Genomic DNA, 14,626 nt, shown 5'->3' with positions numbered 1-14,626 from the left:
GGGCGCGGTGCGGCCGCGGTGGCGGCCGGCGTCGCGCAGCGCCAGCCGGGGGCCGAGCGGGAGCAGCCGGGCGAGCCGGCCGAGCCGTCCCACCAGGAACGGGACGCACAGCACCAGGCCGAGCTCGGCGAGCACCGAACCCGCCGCCACCACCCTGGTGCGGTAGCCGCTGCCGGCGCCGAGCAGCGCGAGCGCCGCGCCGGCCAGCACCGTCGCGGCACCGAGCAGGGTGAGCCAGCGGGCCGGCGGGCGGATGGTGCCGCGGTCGGCGAGGGAGGCGGCCACGTCCTGCCGGGCCGCCTGGACGGCCGGGACGACCGCCGCGAGGACGGCCGTCAGCAGGCCGATCGCGGTGATGCCGAGCAGGTCCGCGGGCTCGACCGCGAAGTGGCCGAAGCGGGCACCTGACCGGCTCTCCAGCCAGGGCCGGCCGAGGGCCACCGCGAGGGCGCCGAGTCCGGCGCCGGCCAGTGCGCCGACCCCGCCCAGCACCACGCCGCCGGCCAGCACCACACCGCGTACGTGCGAGCGCTCACCGCCGCCGGCCGCGATCAGGCCGAGCTGCCGGCGGGAGCGCCGGGCGCCGACCGCGAACGCCGGGCCGGCCAGCAGCACCATCTCCAGCAGGGCCATGCCGACCACGGTGGCGGCCACCGTGGACTTCTTGTCGGCGGCGAGCACGGCCTCGGTGTGGGAGCGGGAGCCGTCGCGGTACAGCGGGACCTCGCGGTCCGGCGGCGGGTCGGCCAGCACCGTGCGGGAGGCCACCGTGAAGCCGTACGCGTTGGCGTGCTGCACGTCCTGCCAGCCGAGGCCACCGCCACCGGGGACGGTGACCAGCCAGCCGTGGGCGGCCGGGTCGCCCGCCGTGGACCGCCCGGCGGCGTTCAGGACGGGTTCGAGCAGCCCGGACAGCTCGCCCGGCCGGCCGATCAGGCGGTCGACGCCCAGGTCGCCCGGGTACTCGACGGCGGCGGTGATCCGCAGCGGCTGGGCGGTCCCGGCCAGGGTGGTCTGCTGGCCGACCTTCAGCCCCGCGTGGTCCAGGAAGGCGGTGGTCGCCGCGACCTCGTGGCTGCCGGACGGCCAGGCGCCCTCGCGCAGGGTGGTGAGGCCACGGGCGGCGGGGGCGCCCAGGTCGACGCCGTAGGTCTGCACGGGCAGCTGCCCGTAGGCGGTGCTGGTGCCGACGTAGCCGGTGGGCGTCTCGACGGGCAGCAGGACGGCGCCGCGCGGGAGGGCCGCCTCGACCAGCCGCTCGAGGGGCTGGCCGGCCCGGGCAGCCTCCTCCTCGGTCGGGGTGGGTTTGGCGCCGCTCCTGGACAGCACCAGGACGTCACCGGCCGGGTCCGGCGACTGCTGGAGCCGCCAGCCGGGCTGCCGGGCCGCCACGTACGCATCGGCGGAGCCCATCACCCGGGTCGCCTGTTCCTGCGGGGTCAGCCGGCCGCTGCGGGCGGTGATGTCGGCGGCGGTGACGCCGAGCACCGGGAGCGCGACCATGGCGATCACCAGGGCGCTGCGGCCCTTGGCCCGCAGGGCGTCGCGGCGGGCGATCCGCAGGGCGGCCCGCCAGGCGGAGAGCTTCACCGGGCACCGCCGTGGGCGCCGGGGACGGTGGGGCCGGTGGCCTCGGCGGGGTCGGTGATCCGGCCGTCGCGCAGCACGACCACCCGGTCCGCCCAGTTCGCGTGCCGGGGTTCGTGGGTGACCATGACGGTGGCGGCCCCGGCGGCGCAGCGGGAGCGCAGCACGGACAGGACGGCTTCGCCGGTGGCGGAGTCGAGGGCGCCGGTGGGTTCGTCGGCGAGGACCAGGCGGCGCTGGCCGATGAGTGCCCGGGCGATGGCCACCCGCTGCTGCTGGCCGCCGGACATCTCGTCCGGGAAGCGGTCGGCGAGTTCGGCGATGCCGAGTTCGTCGAGGGCGGCGAGCGCCTCGGTGCGGGCGGTCCGGCCCGGGGCGCCGTCGAGTTCGCGCGGGATGGCGACGTTCTCGGCGGCGGTCAGGGCGGGGATCAGGTTGAAGTCCTGGAAGACGTAGCCGACCGAGCGGCGGCGGACGGCGGCGACGGCGTTGCGCGAGAGCGACCCCAGCGGGCGGCCCTCGATCACCACCCGGCCGGAGGTGGCCCGGTCCAGGCCGCCGGCGAGGGCGAGCAGGGTGGACTTGCCGGAGCCGCTGGGGCCCATCACCGCGACGAACTCGCCGGGGCGGACGGCCAGGTCGACGCCGCTGAGCGCGTGGACCCGGGCCGCGCCGCGGCCGTGCACCCGGGACACCTCCTGCAGGTGCAGGACGGCGCCCCCGGGTTCCCTGTGCTGTGTCGTCACTCTTCGGTTCTCCTCGCGTACGGGTGCTGTGCGCGGCCGCCCCCTCGGTGCCTGCCGCGCCGCCGGGTGGCCCCGGCGCTGGCGCATACCGAGTATGTATACCCGGTATGCTCATGGGCGGCAAGGTCGACAGCGGCGGAGCCGAACACCCCGCCGGGCGGAGCGCGGCCGGGCAGTCGTGGCCGAACCATCCCGACCGGGGGCGGACCCGCCGCGGTGCGGGCCGGGACGGCCCCGGCGCCGAGCTGCCGCACGACAACGGCGCTCACCCCGCCGGGGCCCACCGCGCGCCCGGAACCCGGGCCGGGCTCAGTGAAGGGCGGCGGTGAAGGTGCGGGCGCGGTCGGTGATCTCCCGCCAGCGGCCCGCGGCGACCAGCGCCGGCGTCACCACCTCGCTGCCCGCGCACACCGCGAGCGCACCGGCCGCCAGGAACTCGGCGGCGTTGGCGGCACTCACCCCGCCGGAGGCGATCAACGGCGTGCCGGGGAACGGGCCGTGCAGGTCCCGCAGGTAGCCGGGCCCGAACGCGCGGGCGGGGAAGATCTTGACCGCGGCCGCGCCCAGGTCGACCGCGGCCGCGACCTCGGTGGGCGTCAGCGCGCCCATGATCACCGGCACCGTGCTCACCGCCGCCACCTCGGGCCGCAGCCCCGGCGTCACCAGGTACTCGGCGCCCGCGTCGACGGCCTGCCCGGCCGCGGCGGCGGTGAGCACCGTGCCCACCCCGATCCGGCAGCCGGTGCCGGCCGCCGTCGCCCGGCGCAGGTGCGCCGTGACGCCCGGCGTGGTGAAGGTGAACTCCACCCAGCGGATACCGCCCTCGGCGAGGGCGGCGCACAGCGCGGCGGCGTCGGGGATCGCCGGGGCGCGGACCACGGCTATCACGCGGTCCGCGGCGAGCGGACGAAGGACGGTCATCGGGTCTCTCCGGTGGTTCGGCGGCGCAGGGTGCGGCCCGGCAGGGCGCCGGTCGGACGGGAGTCGTCGATCACGGCGGTGCCGTTGACGAACACGTACGGGAGGCCGGCCGCGGGCCGCCGCGGTGCCTCGAAGGTGGCGGTGTCACGGACCGTCAGCGGATCGAACAGCACCAGGTCGGCGGCGTACCCCCGGCGGATCAGCCCGCGCCGGTGCAGACCGAGCCGGCGGGCCGGCCGGCCGGTCATCCTGGCCACCGCCCCCTCCAGCGTGAGCACGCCCAACTCGCGGGCGTAGTGGCCGAGGTAGCGCGGGAAGGTGCCCCAGGCCCGGGGGTGCGGGCGGGCGCCGGTGAGCAGCCCGTCGCTGCCCGCGGTGTGCACCCGGTGCCGCATGATGGCGCGGACGTTCGGTTCGTGGCCGACGTGCTGGAGGATGGTGGTACCCAGCCGGTCGGCCACCAGCAGGTCGAGGAAGGCCTCGGTCGCACCGCCGTCGCCGGCCAGCTCGGCGACGGTGCGTCCGACCCGGTCGGCCAGGCGCGGGTCGCGCACCCCCGAGATCTGGACGGTGGCCCAGTCGGCGACCACCCCGTGGCAGCCGTCGCTGCCGGACTCCTCCATGTCGACCCGGATCCGCGCCCGGGCGGCCGGGTCGGCCAGCCGTTCCAGGGTGCGGTCCGGGCCGCCCTCGGTGGACCAGGAGGGCAGCAGCGCGGCCAGCGTGGTGGAGCCCGGCAGGTACGGGTAGCTGTCCAGGCTGATGTCCAGGCCGTCGGCCAGTGCGGCGTCCACCAGCGCCAGGAACTCCTCGGCGCGGCCCGCGTTGACGCCGAAGTTCATGGTGGCGTGGGTGAGGTGGAGCGGGGCGCCGCTGCGCCGGGAGACCTCGATCATCTCGGCGTAGGCGGCCAGCGCCCCGGCGCCGTACGAGCGGGTGTGCGGGCAGTGGTAGCCGCCGTACGCGGCCACCACCCGGCACAGCTCGGTGAGTTCGGCGGTCGGGGCGTACATGCCGGGGGTGTAGGTGAGTCCGCTGGACAGGCCGACCGCGCCCTCGCGCAGGCCCTGGGCGAGCAGCGTCCGCATCCGGGCGAGCTCCGCCGCGGTGGCGGGCCGGTCCTCCCAGCCGACGGCCAGGGCGCGCAGGGTGCCGTGCGGGACCAGGTAGCAGGCGTTGGCGGCGAGGCCGGAGGCGTCCAGGCGGTCCAGGTACTGGCCGACGGTGCGCCAGTCCCAGGCGAGGCCGTCCGGATCGCCGTTCCAGCCGGCGAGTTGGCGGCGCAGCCGGTCCAGGGTGTCGTCGTCCACCGGTGCGTAGGACAGGCCGTCCTGGCCGAGCACCTCCGAGGTGACGCCCTGGCCGACCTTGGCGAGGTGCGCCGGCTCGGTGAGGACGGCCAGGTCGGAGTGGGCGTGCATGTCGATGAAGCCGGGGGCCAGCACCAGTCCGTCGGCGTCGATGGTGCGGGCGGCGGGGGCGCCGTCGGGTTCGGTGATCACGCCGCCGGTGACGGCGAGGTCGGCGCGGCGGCGCCCGGCTCCGGTGCCGTCGATGATCCAGGCACCCCGGATCAGCAGGTCCGGCATCAGAAGAAGGTCCTCACCAGGTCCACCACGCGCGGGACTTCGGCGTCGGCGGAGTCGAGCACCGGGATCAGGGTCCACTTGTCGAAGGCGGTGCACGGGTGCGAGATGCCGAGCCGCACGACGTCGCCGATCCGCACGTCGGCGTCGCGCAGGAACGCGTGCTGGTCGTTGAGCGCGCTGACGGCGCCGGTCAGCGGGCCCCGGCCGCGCACCAGTTGGGGCTTCGGCAGGCCCAGGTCGTACGGCAGGTCACGGCGGCCGCCGTCCAGCAGGGCGAGGGCGGGCTCGGGCCGGGAGACCACCCGGGCCCAGCCGTGCAGGGCGGCCCGGAAGGGTTCGGAGTCCGGGGTCCGGCCGAACGGCGAGATGCCGCGGTAGAAGCCGTCGTCGTGGGCGGCGTACGCGCCGGAGCGCAGCACCACCCGGGTGCGCGGCCCGGCCAGCGGCGCGAGGTGGTCCGCGACAGTGTCGAAGAAGGCGCTGCCGCCGGCCGTGACCCAGACCTCCTCGGTCTCGTACCGGCCGGTCAGCTCGTGGTGCAGCTCCGCGAGGTGCGCCAGGTAGCGGATGACGGTGGCGACCGAGTCGTCCGAGCCGTCCGGGCCGAGCGGTCCCTCGTAGCCGCTGACGCCGGCCAGCCGCAGGCCGGGCGAGGCGAGCACGGCGTCGGCCACCTCGACGGCCTCGGCGACGGTGCGGGCGCCGGTCCGGCCGCCGCGGGCACCGAGTTCGACGCAGACGTCGACCGGGGCCGGGGCGCCGCGCAGCGCCCGGTCCATCAGGGCGACGGAGTCGGTGGAGTCGACCCAGCAGGCGAACCGGAACTCCGGGTCGGCGGCCAGTTCACCGGCCAGCCAGCGCAGGCCGGCCGGGTCGAGCAGGGAGTTGGCCAGGTGGATCCGGCGCAGGCCGAAGGCGCGGCCGACGCGCAGCTGCGGCAGGTTGGCCAGGGTGATCGCGACGGCCCCGGCGTCGAGGTGGCGCTGCCACAGCGCGGGGGCCATCGAGGTCTTGCCGTGCGGGGCGAGCTCCACCCCGGCGCGTTCGCACCAGCCCGCCATGGTGCGCAGGTTGTGGTCGAGGGCGCCCGCGTCGAGGGTGACCAGCGGGGTGCCGAGGTCGTCCAGGGTCGGGCCGGTGGCCAGGTACTCGGCGACGGTGCGGCCCGCGGCAGCGGCCGGCACGGCCTTGAACCGCCAGTCCAGCCGCTCCTCGGCGAGCGCCGCCACCCTGGCGCGGTCGATGGACTCCACCGGGGCCACCCCTTCTCTGTTGCGTTTTCCGCAACGGTCGTTGCACAGCTTGTGGACGTGATCTAACCTCAGGTCCAGACCACTGGTCAACGACCCCGCCCCCGCCCGTCTGGAGCCGCCCGGTGACCACCCCCGCCGCCGTCTGTCTCGGTGAGTCGATGGCCGTGCTGATGCCGGAACGGACCGGCCCGCTGGAGGACGCCGAGACCTTCCGGCGCGGCTTCGGCGGCGCGGAGTCCAACGTCGCCTGCGCCCTGGCCGCGCTCGGCGTCGGCGCCGCCTGGATCAGCCGGGTCGGCGCGGACGGCCTCGGCCGCAGCCTGGTGGCCCGGATCGCCGCGCACGGCGTCGACACCTCGGCGGTGTCCGTCGACCCCGACCGCCCCACCGGCCTCTACCTCAAGGAGACCGGCGCGGGCGACGGGCACCCGTACGACCTGGGCGCCGGCCGCAGCCGCCTGCACTACTACCGGCGCGGCTCGGCCGCCTCCGCGATGGGCCCCGAGGTGCTGGCCGACCCGGTGGCCGCGCCGCTGCTGGACGGCGCCCGGCTGATCCACCTGACCGGCATCACCCCCGCGCTCTCCGACAGCTGCCACCGGCTGGTGCGCTCACTGCTGGCGGTACCGGGCCGCCGGATCAGCTTCGACCTGAACTGGCGGCCCGCCCTGTGGGCCGGCCGGGACCGGCAGGCGCTGCGGTTCCTGATGAACGGCTCGCAGATCGTGCTGCTGGGCGCCGACGAGGCCCGCGAGGTGCTCGGCACCGACGACCCGGAGGCCCTGCGCAGGCTGCTGCCGCGGCCCGAGGTGCTGGTGCTCAAGGACGACGGCCACCGCTCGACCGCCATCGCGCCGGACGGCTCCGCCCTCGCCGAACCCGCCCTGCGGGTCGAGGTGGTGGAGCCGACCGGCGCCGGGGACGGCTTCGCCGCCGGCTACCTGGCGGGCGTCCTGCGCGGCCTGCCCGAACGCGGCCGGCTGCGGCTCGGGCACCTGACCGCGGCCGCGGCGCTGACCCACCGGGGCGACCTAGCCGTCCCGCCGCCGCCGGAGACGGTCGAGCGGCTGCTGGCCGCGGACGAGGCCGGCTGGGCCGCCGTCCGGGTGGACGCGGCCGGCTTCCACCCGGGCGGCGCCCGGTGAGCAGCACGACGGTCGCCCGCGCGATGCGCCTGCTGGCCGAACTCGCCGAGGGCGAACGGACCCTGGAGCAGCTGGCGGCCGTCCTGGACGCGCACAAGAGCACCGCGCTGCGGCTGCTGCGGCCGATGGAGGAGGCCCGGGTGGTGCAGCGCGACGCCGCCCACCGCTACCGGCTGGGCCCGCAGCTGTTCGCGCTGGCCGGCCAGGCGCTGGAGCAGCGCGGGGTACGGACGGTGGCCGCCGGCCACCTGCGCGAGCTGAACGCGGCCACCGGCCAGACCGTGCACCTGGCCGCCTACGAGGGCGGCGAGGTGGTCTACATCGACAAGTACGACTCCCGGCACCCGGTGCGGATGTACTCGCGGATCGGGCTGCGGGCCGCGCTGCACTGCGCCGCGGTGTCCAAGGTGCTGCTGGCCGGGCTCCCCTTGGCCGAGCGGCGCAGGGTGGTGGCGGGGATCGAGCTGACGCCGTTCACCGCGAACACCCTGACCACGCCCGAGGCGCTGCTGGCCGAACTGGACCGGGTGGCCGAGCGGGGCTGGGCCCGGGACCGGGCCGAGCACGAGTCGTTCATCAACTGCGTGGCCGCACCCGTCCGGGACGCCACCGGCCGGGTGGTCGCGGCCGCCTCGCTGTCGGTGCCGGACGTGCTGCTGCCGTACGAGGGGGTGCTGGCGCTGCTGCCGCAGCTGCTGGCCACCGCCGCCGCCATCTCCGCCGACTGCGGCCACCGGGCCGCCGGCTGACCGACCGACCGACCGACAGGAGCGATGCAGATGAAGACCGAGGTCCGTACCGACGGCGCGCCCGCCCCCGCCTGGGTGTTCTCCCAGGGCGTCCGCAAGGGGCCGCTGCTGCAGGTCTCCGGGCAGGGCCCGCAGGACCCGGCCACCTCCGCGTACCTGTACCCGGGGGACGTGAAGGCGCAGACCCTGCGGACCCTGGAGAACGTCCGGGCGGTACTGGAGGCGGGCGGCGCGACCGTCGAGGACGTGCTGATGTTCCGGGTCTACCTGACCAAGCGGGAGGACTTCGGCCCGATGAACGAGGTGTACGGCGAGTTCATCGCGCGTCACCTGCCCGAGGGCGGGGTGAAGCCCTGCCGCACCACCGTCTTCGTGGAACTGCCGCACGAGGCGATGCTGGTGGAGATCGACGCCCAGGCGTACATCGGCTGAGCGGCCTGCGGGCGGGCCCGGCCGTCAGCCGCAGAGGCCGTCGACGTACTCCTCGAAACCGGGGAACTCGGCCTGCGCGGCGGCGACGATCTCCGCCGCGGGACGCCGGGCACCGGGCGCGTGGCGTTCGGCGATCGCGGCCAGCGCGGGCATCGGGTGCTCCGGCCGGTCCGGGTACTCGACCGCCTCCAGCGGGCCGAGCCCGGCGGCCAGCAGCCACAGCAGGTCGGCCAGCGAACCGGCCGCCACCCCCGCCTCGCCCTCGGAGCCGAGGAAGACCACCGGCTGCTCGGCCACCGGCCGGCCCGGGCGCACCAGCCAGAAGGCGGCGTAGCCGCCGGTGCCGTCCTGGCCGAACACCCGGAACGCGGCGGCGTCGGCCTCGGGGTTCCCGGTCCAGGACAGCAGCCAGTCGGCGGTCTCCTCGGCCGCCAGGAAGGCGTCGAACGGCTCGTAGTCGATGCCGTCCTCGGCGTAGTCGAAGGCGGACCCGGCCACCTCGGCCAGGGCTGCGGGGAGGGTGCGGTCGTCGGTGATCGTCATGGCGGCAGGGTAGGGCCTGTCCCACCGTTCGCGTCGGATCAGCGCGCGGCGGTGGGCGCCCGGCCGGGCGGGCCGGCGAAACGCCCACGTACTGGGTCGCACCTGGGCGATTCGGCGGTGCGTCCGAGCCGGGGGCGCCTCCCGGACGGAGCTCCGGGGGCGGAGCGTGCGGGGACGGGCCGCTCAGCCCGGGGCGATCAGCGGGCGCCAGGGCACCGGGCTGGAGAGGATCATCGAGCTGGCCGGCTGGCCGTAGCCGGCCAGCCGGTCGATCAGCCGCTCGAAGGCGGCCATGTCGGCGACCCCGATCAGCAGGGTGCAGCAGGCGCCGCCGGTCACCCGGTGCAGTTGGAGGACCTCGGGCCAGTCCGGCACCGCCGGGTCCCGCAGCAGGCAGCGCGGGCCGTAGCACTGGATCGACACCAGGGCCATCACGGCCACCCCGGCCCGGGCCGGGTCGATGTGCGCGTGGTACCCGGCGATCACCCCGTCGGCCTCCAGCCGGCGGACCCGTTCGGCGACGGCCGGCGCGGAGAGGTTCACCCGGCGGGAGAGCTCGTTGTAGGACAGGCGGGCATCGGCCTGCAGTTCGGCCAGCAGCAGGCGGTCCACGGCGTCCATCACGGCTCCCTCCGGTCGGCAGGCACCGGCTCCGCCCGCCGGCGGTTGCGGTTCGCAGAGTCCGGCTTTGCGTTCGGAAGGCCGAACCGGGCGAACGGCTTTCGTCCGCAAGGCTGACAGCCGCATCGGATGCCCGTCGCCCATTCAAGAGCAGCGCGCGCCACCGCACAATAGGTGCCACCCCGCCGGTAGGCGGGCGATCCCAGGCGCTCCAGGAGGAACCGGTATGAATGGGGACGCCGCAGACCGGCCGAACCTCTCCTTCCGCGACGGGGAGGAGCCGGGCACCGGCACCCCGTACGCCCGCTACGTCCACCTCGACACGCTGCACAGCCTCCAGCAGCCGCGCAGCAAGGTGCCGGCCGAGCTGTCGTTCATCATCACCACCCAGGTGATGGAGCTGCTCTTCGACCTGCTGCAGCACGAGTGGACCTCCGCCCAGCACGCGCTGCGCGAGGACGATCTGACCGCCGCGCTCGCCGCCCTGGGGCGCGGCGCCCACGTCCAGGACGTGCTGGTCTCCTCCTGGGACCTGCTGGCCACCATGACCCCGGCCGAGTTCAACGGCTTCCGCTCGGTGCTCGGCGAGGCCTCCGGCTTCCAGTCCTCCGCCTTCCTGCGGCTGGAGTTCCTGCTCGGCAACAAGAGCGAGTCGCTGCTGCGGATGTACGAGCAGTCCCCGGCCACCCACGCCGACCTCGCCGCCGCGCTGCACGCCCCCAGCCTGTACGACGACGCGCTGGCGCTGCTGGACCGGCGCGGCGTCGCGGCGCCGCACCGGCCCGTCCCCGCCCGCCACCGGCCCAGCGAGCAGGTCGAGCAGGCCTGGCACACCGTCTACTCGGACCCGGAGCTGGCCGAGCTGGCCCGGCTCGGCGAGGCCCTGCTGGACACCGCCGAGCGGGTCACCCGCTGGCGGCAGCGGCACTACGCCGCGGTCAAGCGCTCGATGGGCGCCAAGCCCGGCACCGGCGGTTCCAGCGGCCTGAACTGGCTGAAGCAGTCCGCCGACCAGGACGTCTTCCCCGAGCTGTGGAACGTGAGGAACGCCCTGTGACCGCCACCCGCGCCGACTGCGCCGCGCTGGACGCCGCCGACCCGCTGGCCCACCTGCGCGAGGAGTTCGCGCTGCCCGCCGGTGTGCTCTACCTGGACGGCAACTCGCTGGGCGCGCTGCCCCGCGGCACCTCGGACCGGATCCGCCGGATGGTCGAGCTGGAGTGGGGCGAGGGCCTGATCCGCAGCTGGAACGACGCCGGCTGGTACCAGCTGCCGCAGGGCCTCGGCGAGCGGATCGCACCGCTGGTCGGTGCCGCGCCCGGGCAGCTGGTGGTCTGCGACTCCACCTCGGTCAACCTGTTCAAGGTGCTCGGCGCGGCCCTGCGGCTGCGTCCCGGCCGCACCGCCGTGCTCGCCGAGCACGGCGCCTTCCCCACCGACCTGTACATCACCGAGGGCGCGACCGCCCTGTTCGACGGCGTGGAGCCGCTCCTGCTGCCGACCGCCGCCGACCTCGGCCGGCTGCTCGACGAGCAGGTCGCGGCCGTGGTGCTGTCGCACGTCGACTACCGAACCGGCGAACTGCTGGACATGGCCGCGATCACCGAACAGGTGCACCGCGCCGGGGCCCTGATGATCTGGGACCTGTGCCACAGCGCCGGCGCCCTGCCGGTCACCCTGGACGACTGCGGGGTCGACTTCGCCGTCGGCTGCACCTACAAGTACCTCAACGGCGGCCCCGGCGCGCCCGCCTTCCTGTACGCCGCCGAACGCCACCAGGCCGACGCCCGGCAGCCGCTCAGCGGCTGGTTCGGGCACGCCCGGCCGTTCGCCTTCGAGCCCGGCTACGCCCCCGTCGACGGCGTGCGGCGCTTCCTGACCGGCACGCCCCCGCTGCTCGGGATGGGCGCCCTGGAGGCCAGCCTGGACGTCTGGGAGAAGGCCGACCTGCACGCCGTACGGGCCAAGAGCCTCGCGCTGAGCGGCCTGTTCCTCGACCTGGTGGCGCCGCTCGGCCTGCCGTCCGTCACCCCGGCCGAGGACGCCCGCCGCGGCAGCCAGGTCTCGCTGCGGCACCCGGACGGCTACGCCGTGATGCAGGCGCTGATCGCGCGCGGGGTGATCGGCGACTTCCGCGCGCCCGACCTGCTGCGGTTCGGCTTCACCCCGCTCTACCTCTCGTACACCGACGTCTTCGACGCCGCCCGGCACCTCGCCGAGGTGCTGGACAGCGGCGAGTGGCGCGAGGAGCGCTTCAGCCGGCGGGGGGCGGTGACGTAGCGAAGGCGTTCTCCAGCGTCTCCCAGGACAGCGGCCGGGCGGCCGGGATCCGGGTCTCGTGCGCGACCTGGACGATCCGTACCGCCAGCCGGTGCACCGTCAGCTCGTAGCGGCCCCGGGACCGGCCGGTGCGCATCAGCCCGTACAGGCCGCCGCCCAGCGGGTCCGGCCCCGGGCCGACGTGCTCCAGGCCGAGCCGCCGGGCCGGCTCCGGCAGCAGCGCCGGCTCGGTCGGCAGCCACTGCACCGGCACGATCCCGCTCGACCAGCCGGCCGCCGCCCTCGGCGCGCGCTCGGCCCGCCGGGCGAAGCCGTACCACTCCCGGCCGCAGCGGTCGTCGGCGAAGTACTGCGGCGAGTACAGCGGGACGAAGACCCGGCAGCCCGCCAGCGCCTCGGTGATCTGCCAGCGGGCCCAGCTGTCCAGCTCCGAACCGCGGTCGGCGAACCCCGCCGGGACCGCCGTCGGCAGGTCGGTGAGCTGCAGCACCTCCTCGCTCAGGTCGTCGAACAGCTGCTCCACCCAGCGCCCGGCCGCCGGGCCGCGCGCGTAGCTCAGGAAGAAGTACGGCCGCGGGACCTCCAGCGGCTGCACCTCGCGCCACCGGCCGCCGCCGTGCGAGGGCCGCACCGCGGCCGGCCCGAGACCCAGCGGCAGCGCCGCGTTGCGCGACAGCGGGAAGGTCCGCCCGCCGTCCGGCTCCCGGACCCCGAACGACGGCGCGGGCTGCTCGAACAGCGCCAGCGAGATCACCTGACTGGCCGTCAACTCCCGTGGCAGCGCGGGGTCGCCCTGCCGCAGTGCGGCGGCCAGGCAGCCCGCCACCGAACGCTCGGCCGGATCCCGCACCCCCATCACCAGGTGCCCGTCCAGCTGCACCGCCGGGGCGGGCGGCGCCTCCGCCGACGGCTCGGCCGAGCCGTCCAGGATCAGCAGCCGCTTGGCGGCCGCCGCACCCGCCACCACCGCCGCCACCGCCTGCCAGCCCACCGCGGGCACCCGCTCCCCGGCGGGGGTCGCCGGCTCGGTCCCCGGCAGCGGCGCCGGACCGCCGAGATGGACGATCAGCGCGTCCTCGGCCTCCTGGGCGGCCCGGCGCAGCGCCCGCAGGAAACCCTCCGGGTCGTCCTCGCCGAGCCAGATGTGCCGCCGGTCCAGCCCCACCAGGTACGGATCGGCCAACGCCTCCGCCAGCCCGGCCAGTTCGCGCAGGGCCCGGTACTCGTCGGGGGTGCGCGGCTCACCCGGGTCCTGCCGGGCCGTGGTGAGCAGCAGCACCGCCCGGGAGCGCTCCGGGTCGGGCAGCCCCTCGGCGGCCGGTGCCGCGGCCGGGGGCTGCGGGGTGCCCGGGCGGTGGGCGGCGCCCGGGGTCCGCCCGGCCGGCTGCCCGGGACCGGACGTGCGGTCCCGGTCCTGGCCGCGGTCCTGGCCCTGGGTCCGGCCGTCGGCCCCGGCCCGGTCGAAGGGCCGGAACTCGGCGCGGCCCCGGGCCCCGAGCAGGTCCAGCGCGTCCGGGTCGACCAGCGCGAACGGGCGCTGTTCCAGCAGTGCCGCCATGCCGCCGCGGTCGGTGGGGGCCAGCGCCGGGAACGGACTGCGGGCGGCGCCGCGGCCGGAGGCGTCGGCCAGCTCGCCGCCGATCCTGGTCAGCAGTTCGACGGCCTGGTGCGCCAGCGAACGCGGCACGGTACCCAGCAGGACGTCCCGCACCCCGGCCCGGAAGTCGTAGTAGCCCTGGCGTCCGGTGTGCTCCCGCAGCAGCCCGCTGACCACGATCTCGGCCAGGTGCTGCGGCTGCGGGCGGGCGAACCCGGCCCGCTGGAGCAGCCGCATCACCGGCAGCGCCGGGGTGGTCAGCGCGGTCAGCCCGGCCAGCGCGAAGGCCTCCCGGGAGGCGGTGGAACGGAACCGCAGCACCAGTTCCTCGGCGGTCAGCTCCTCCGGCTCCGGACCCGCGCCGCCCTCGGCGCCGCACCGGTCGGCGCCGACCAGCAGCGCCGCGCCGAAGACCCGTCCGCCGGTCGGACTGCCCACCAGCTGGGCCCAGTTGGCCAGCCAGTTGGCCGAGGGTTCCAGCACCGGCAGGGCGACCGTGCCGGGCGGCCGGGCTGCGGCGGCCGGGGCGAAGCCGTACCCGGCGGCCGGCTGGCCGGCCTCCGATGCGGTGAACTCCCCGGCGGCGGCCGGTACCGCCGCCAGCGGCCACAGCCGCTCGGGCAGCGGCTGCACCACGGCGACCGGCACCCGGCGGGCCAGGCCCAGCATGGTGCGGTGCCAGCGGTCGCCCGCCGCGCCGGGCCGCCACTGCGGGCCCATGCAGTCGCTCAGCACCAGCACGGCGCTGCGGCCGTCGGTCGGCCGGCACTCGGTCAGGGCGCCGTCGGCGCCGAGCCGGGCGGTCTCCACCGTCCGGAAGGCGCCGGTCTGCTGGAGCACGCCGCGCAGTTCGCGGGCGAGCGGACGCCACATCGCCATGGTCGGGCCGCAGTCCAGGACCAGGTGGACGTCGAGCCAGCGCTCGGTGTCCGGGCGCAGCACCGGCAGCCAGCGCAGCCCGCTGCCCTCGCGCGGTGCGGCGGCATCACGCGGCGCGGCCGGCCCGCGGGGCCGTTCCGGGGAGCGCAGTGCCTCGGCGAGCCGGTCGGCGGTGGCGGCCTCGTCCAGCAGGCGGCGCCGGGGGTGCGCGACCCGGCGCTTGAGCGGGCGCAGCGCGCGCTGCAGCATCAGCGGACGGGCCAGCATCGGCGGGCTGGCGGCGG

At 76.5% G+C, this 14,626-nt stretch carries 13 protein-coding genes; 5 read left to right on the top strand and 8 right to left on the bottom strand.

Annotation, left to right across the window (positions count from 1 at the left end):
• The 5 genes from AA75_RS28970 to AA75_RS28945 all read right to left on the bottom strand — a co-directional run.
• Positions 1-1,590, bottom strand: a 1,590-nt coding sequence (locus tag AA75_RS28970) for an FtsX-like permease family protein (RefSeq protein WP_033823242.1), incomplete at its 3' end; no start/stop codon positions are given.
• Complete coding sequence (locus tag AA75_RS28965; protein WP_051813638.1) at positions 1,587-2,333, bottom strand: ABC transporter ATP-binding protein; 747 nt, start codon at positions 2,331-2,333, stop codon at positions 1,587-1,589. The genes AA75_RS28970 and AA75_RS28965, both read right to left, overlap by 4 nt.
• Positions 2,334-2,642: 309 nt before the next feature.
• Entirely contained in the window at positions 2,643-3,254 is a 612-nt protein-coding gene (locus tag AA75_RS28955) for a bifunctional 4-hydroxy-2-oxoglutarate aldolase/2-dehydro-3-deoxy-phosphogluconate aldolase (protein WP_033823240.1), read from the bottom strand.
• Positions 3,251-4,843 (bottom strand): amidohydrolase family protein, encoded by a 1,593-nt coding sequence (locus tag AA75_RS28950; RefSeq protein ID WP_033823239.1) that lies wholly within the window; start codon positions 4,841-4,843, stop codon positions 3,251-3,253. The genes AA75_RS28955 and AA75_RS28950 overlap by 4 nt, the downstream gene beginning before the upstream one ends.
• Positions 4,843-6,096: an alanine racemase gene (locus AA75_RS28945; protein ID WP_149038435.1), complete on the bottom strand. Its 1,254-nt coding sequence runs from the start codon at positions 6,094-6,096 to the stop codon at positions 4,843-4,845. Before AA75_RS28945 ends, AA75_RS28950 begins: the two co-directional genes overlap by 1 nt.
• A 122-nt stretch (positions 6,097-6,218) precedes the next feature.
• On the opposite strand from AA75_RS28945, the gene AA75_RS28940 reads away from it, so the two are divergent.
• From AA75_RS28940 to AA75_RS28930, 3 genes are read left to right on the top strand one after another with little or no spacing between them, the layout of a single operon-like run.
• A complete protein-coding gene (locus AA75_RS28940; protein ID WP_033823238.1) occupies positions 6,219-7,241 on the top strand; it encodes a sugar kinase in 1,023 nt (340 codons plus the stop codon).
• Positions 7,238-7,990 (top strand): IclR family transcriptional regulator, encoded by a 753-nt coding sequence (locus AA75_RS28935; RefSeq protein WP_051813636.1) that lies wholly within the window; start codon positions 7,238-7,240, stop codon positions 7,988-7,990. Before AA75_RS28940 ends, AA75_RS28935 begins: the two co-directional genes overlap by 4 nt.
• A gap of 30 nt (positions 7,991-8,020) precedes the next feature.
• Complete coding sequence (locus tag AA75_RS28930) at positions 8,021-8,422, top strand: RidA family protein (protein WP_368666614.1); 402 nt, start codon at positions 8,021-8,023, stop codon at positions 8,420-8,422.
• A gap of 24 nt (positions 8,423-8,446) precedes the next feature.
• On the opposite strand, the gene AA75_RS28925 is transcribed toward AA75_RS28930, so the two are convergent.
• Together AA75_RS28925 and AA75_RS53775 are read right to left on the bottom strand one after the other, a co-directional pair.
• A complete protein-coding gene (locus tag AA75_RS28925) occupies positions 8,447-8,965 on the bottom strand; it encodes a hypothetical protein (protein WP_033823236.1) in 519 nt (172 codons plus the stop codon).
• 183 nt (positions 8,966-9,148) lie between these two features.
• The gene (locus AA75_RS53775; RefSeq protein WP_199520432.1) at positions 9,149-9,586 is read right to left on the bottom strand and encodes an Lrp/AsnC family transcriptional regulator; all 438 of its coding nucleotides are present in this window, start codon (positions 9,584-9,586) and stop codon (positions 9,149-9,151) included.
• A gap of 226 nt (positions 9,587-9,812) precedes the next feature.
• Here AA75_RS53775 and AA75_RS28915 point away from each other — a divergent pair, with 226 nt between their 5' ends.
• A complete protein-coding gene (locus AA75_RS28915) occupies positions 9,813-10,643 on the top strand; it encodes a tryptophan 2,3-dioxygenase (RefSeq protein ID WP_033823234.1) in 831 nt (276 codons plus the stop codon).
• A complete protein-coding gene (gene kynU / locus AA75_RS28910; RefSeq protein WP_033823233.1) occupies positions 10,640-11,866 on the top strand; it encodes a kynureninase in 1,227 nt (408 codons plus the stop codon). Before AA75_RS28915 ends, kynU begins: the two co-directional genes overlap by 4 nt.
• Here kynU and AA75_RS53770 read toward each other — a convergent pair.
• Positions 11,841-14,626: TIR-like protein FxsC (locus tag AA75_RS53770; protein WP_199520431.1), on the bottom strand; the 2,786-nt coding region annotated here is incomplete at its 5' end. The genes kynU and AA75_RS53770 overlap by 26 nt on opposite strands.

The sequence above is a fragment of the Kitasatospora sp. MBT63 genome (assembly GCF_000710465.2).
GTDB lineage: Bacteria > Actinomycetota > Actinomycetes > Streptomycetales > Streptomycetaceae > Kitasatospora.
Note: the sequence above shows the minus strand (reverse complement) of the source record. Positions and strands in the feature narration are given on the sequence as shown.

Coding starts and splice junctions, on each gene's coding strand:
- AA75_RS28955 (WP_033823240.1), bottom strand. CDS start 3,254: ATGACCGTCCTTCGTCCGCTCGCCGCGGACCGCGTGATAGCCGTGGTC.
- AA75_RS28950 (WP_033823239.1), bottom strand. CDS start 4,843: ATGCCGGACCTGCTGATCCGGGGTGCCTGGATCATCGACGGCACCGGA.
- AA75_RS28930 (WP_368666614.1), top strand. CDS start 8,021: ATGAAGACCGAGGTCCGTACCGACGGCGCGCCCGCCCCCGCCTGGGTG.
- AA75_RS28925 (WP_033823236.1), bottom strand. CDS start 8,965: ATGACGATCACCGACGACCGCACCCTCCCCGCAGCCCTGGCCGAGGTG.
- AA75_RS53775 (WP_199520432.1), bottom strand. CDS start 9,586: ATGGACGCCGTGGACCGCCTGCTGCTGGCCGAACTGCAGGCCGATGCC.
- AA75_RS28915 (WP_033823234.1), top strand. CDS start 9,813: ATGAATGGGGACGCCGCAGACCGGCCGAACCTCTCCTTCCGCGACGGG.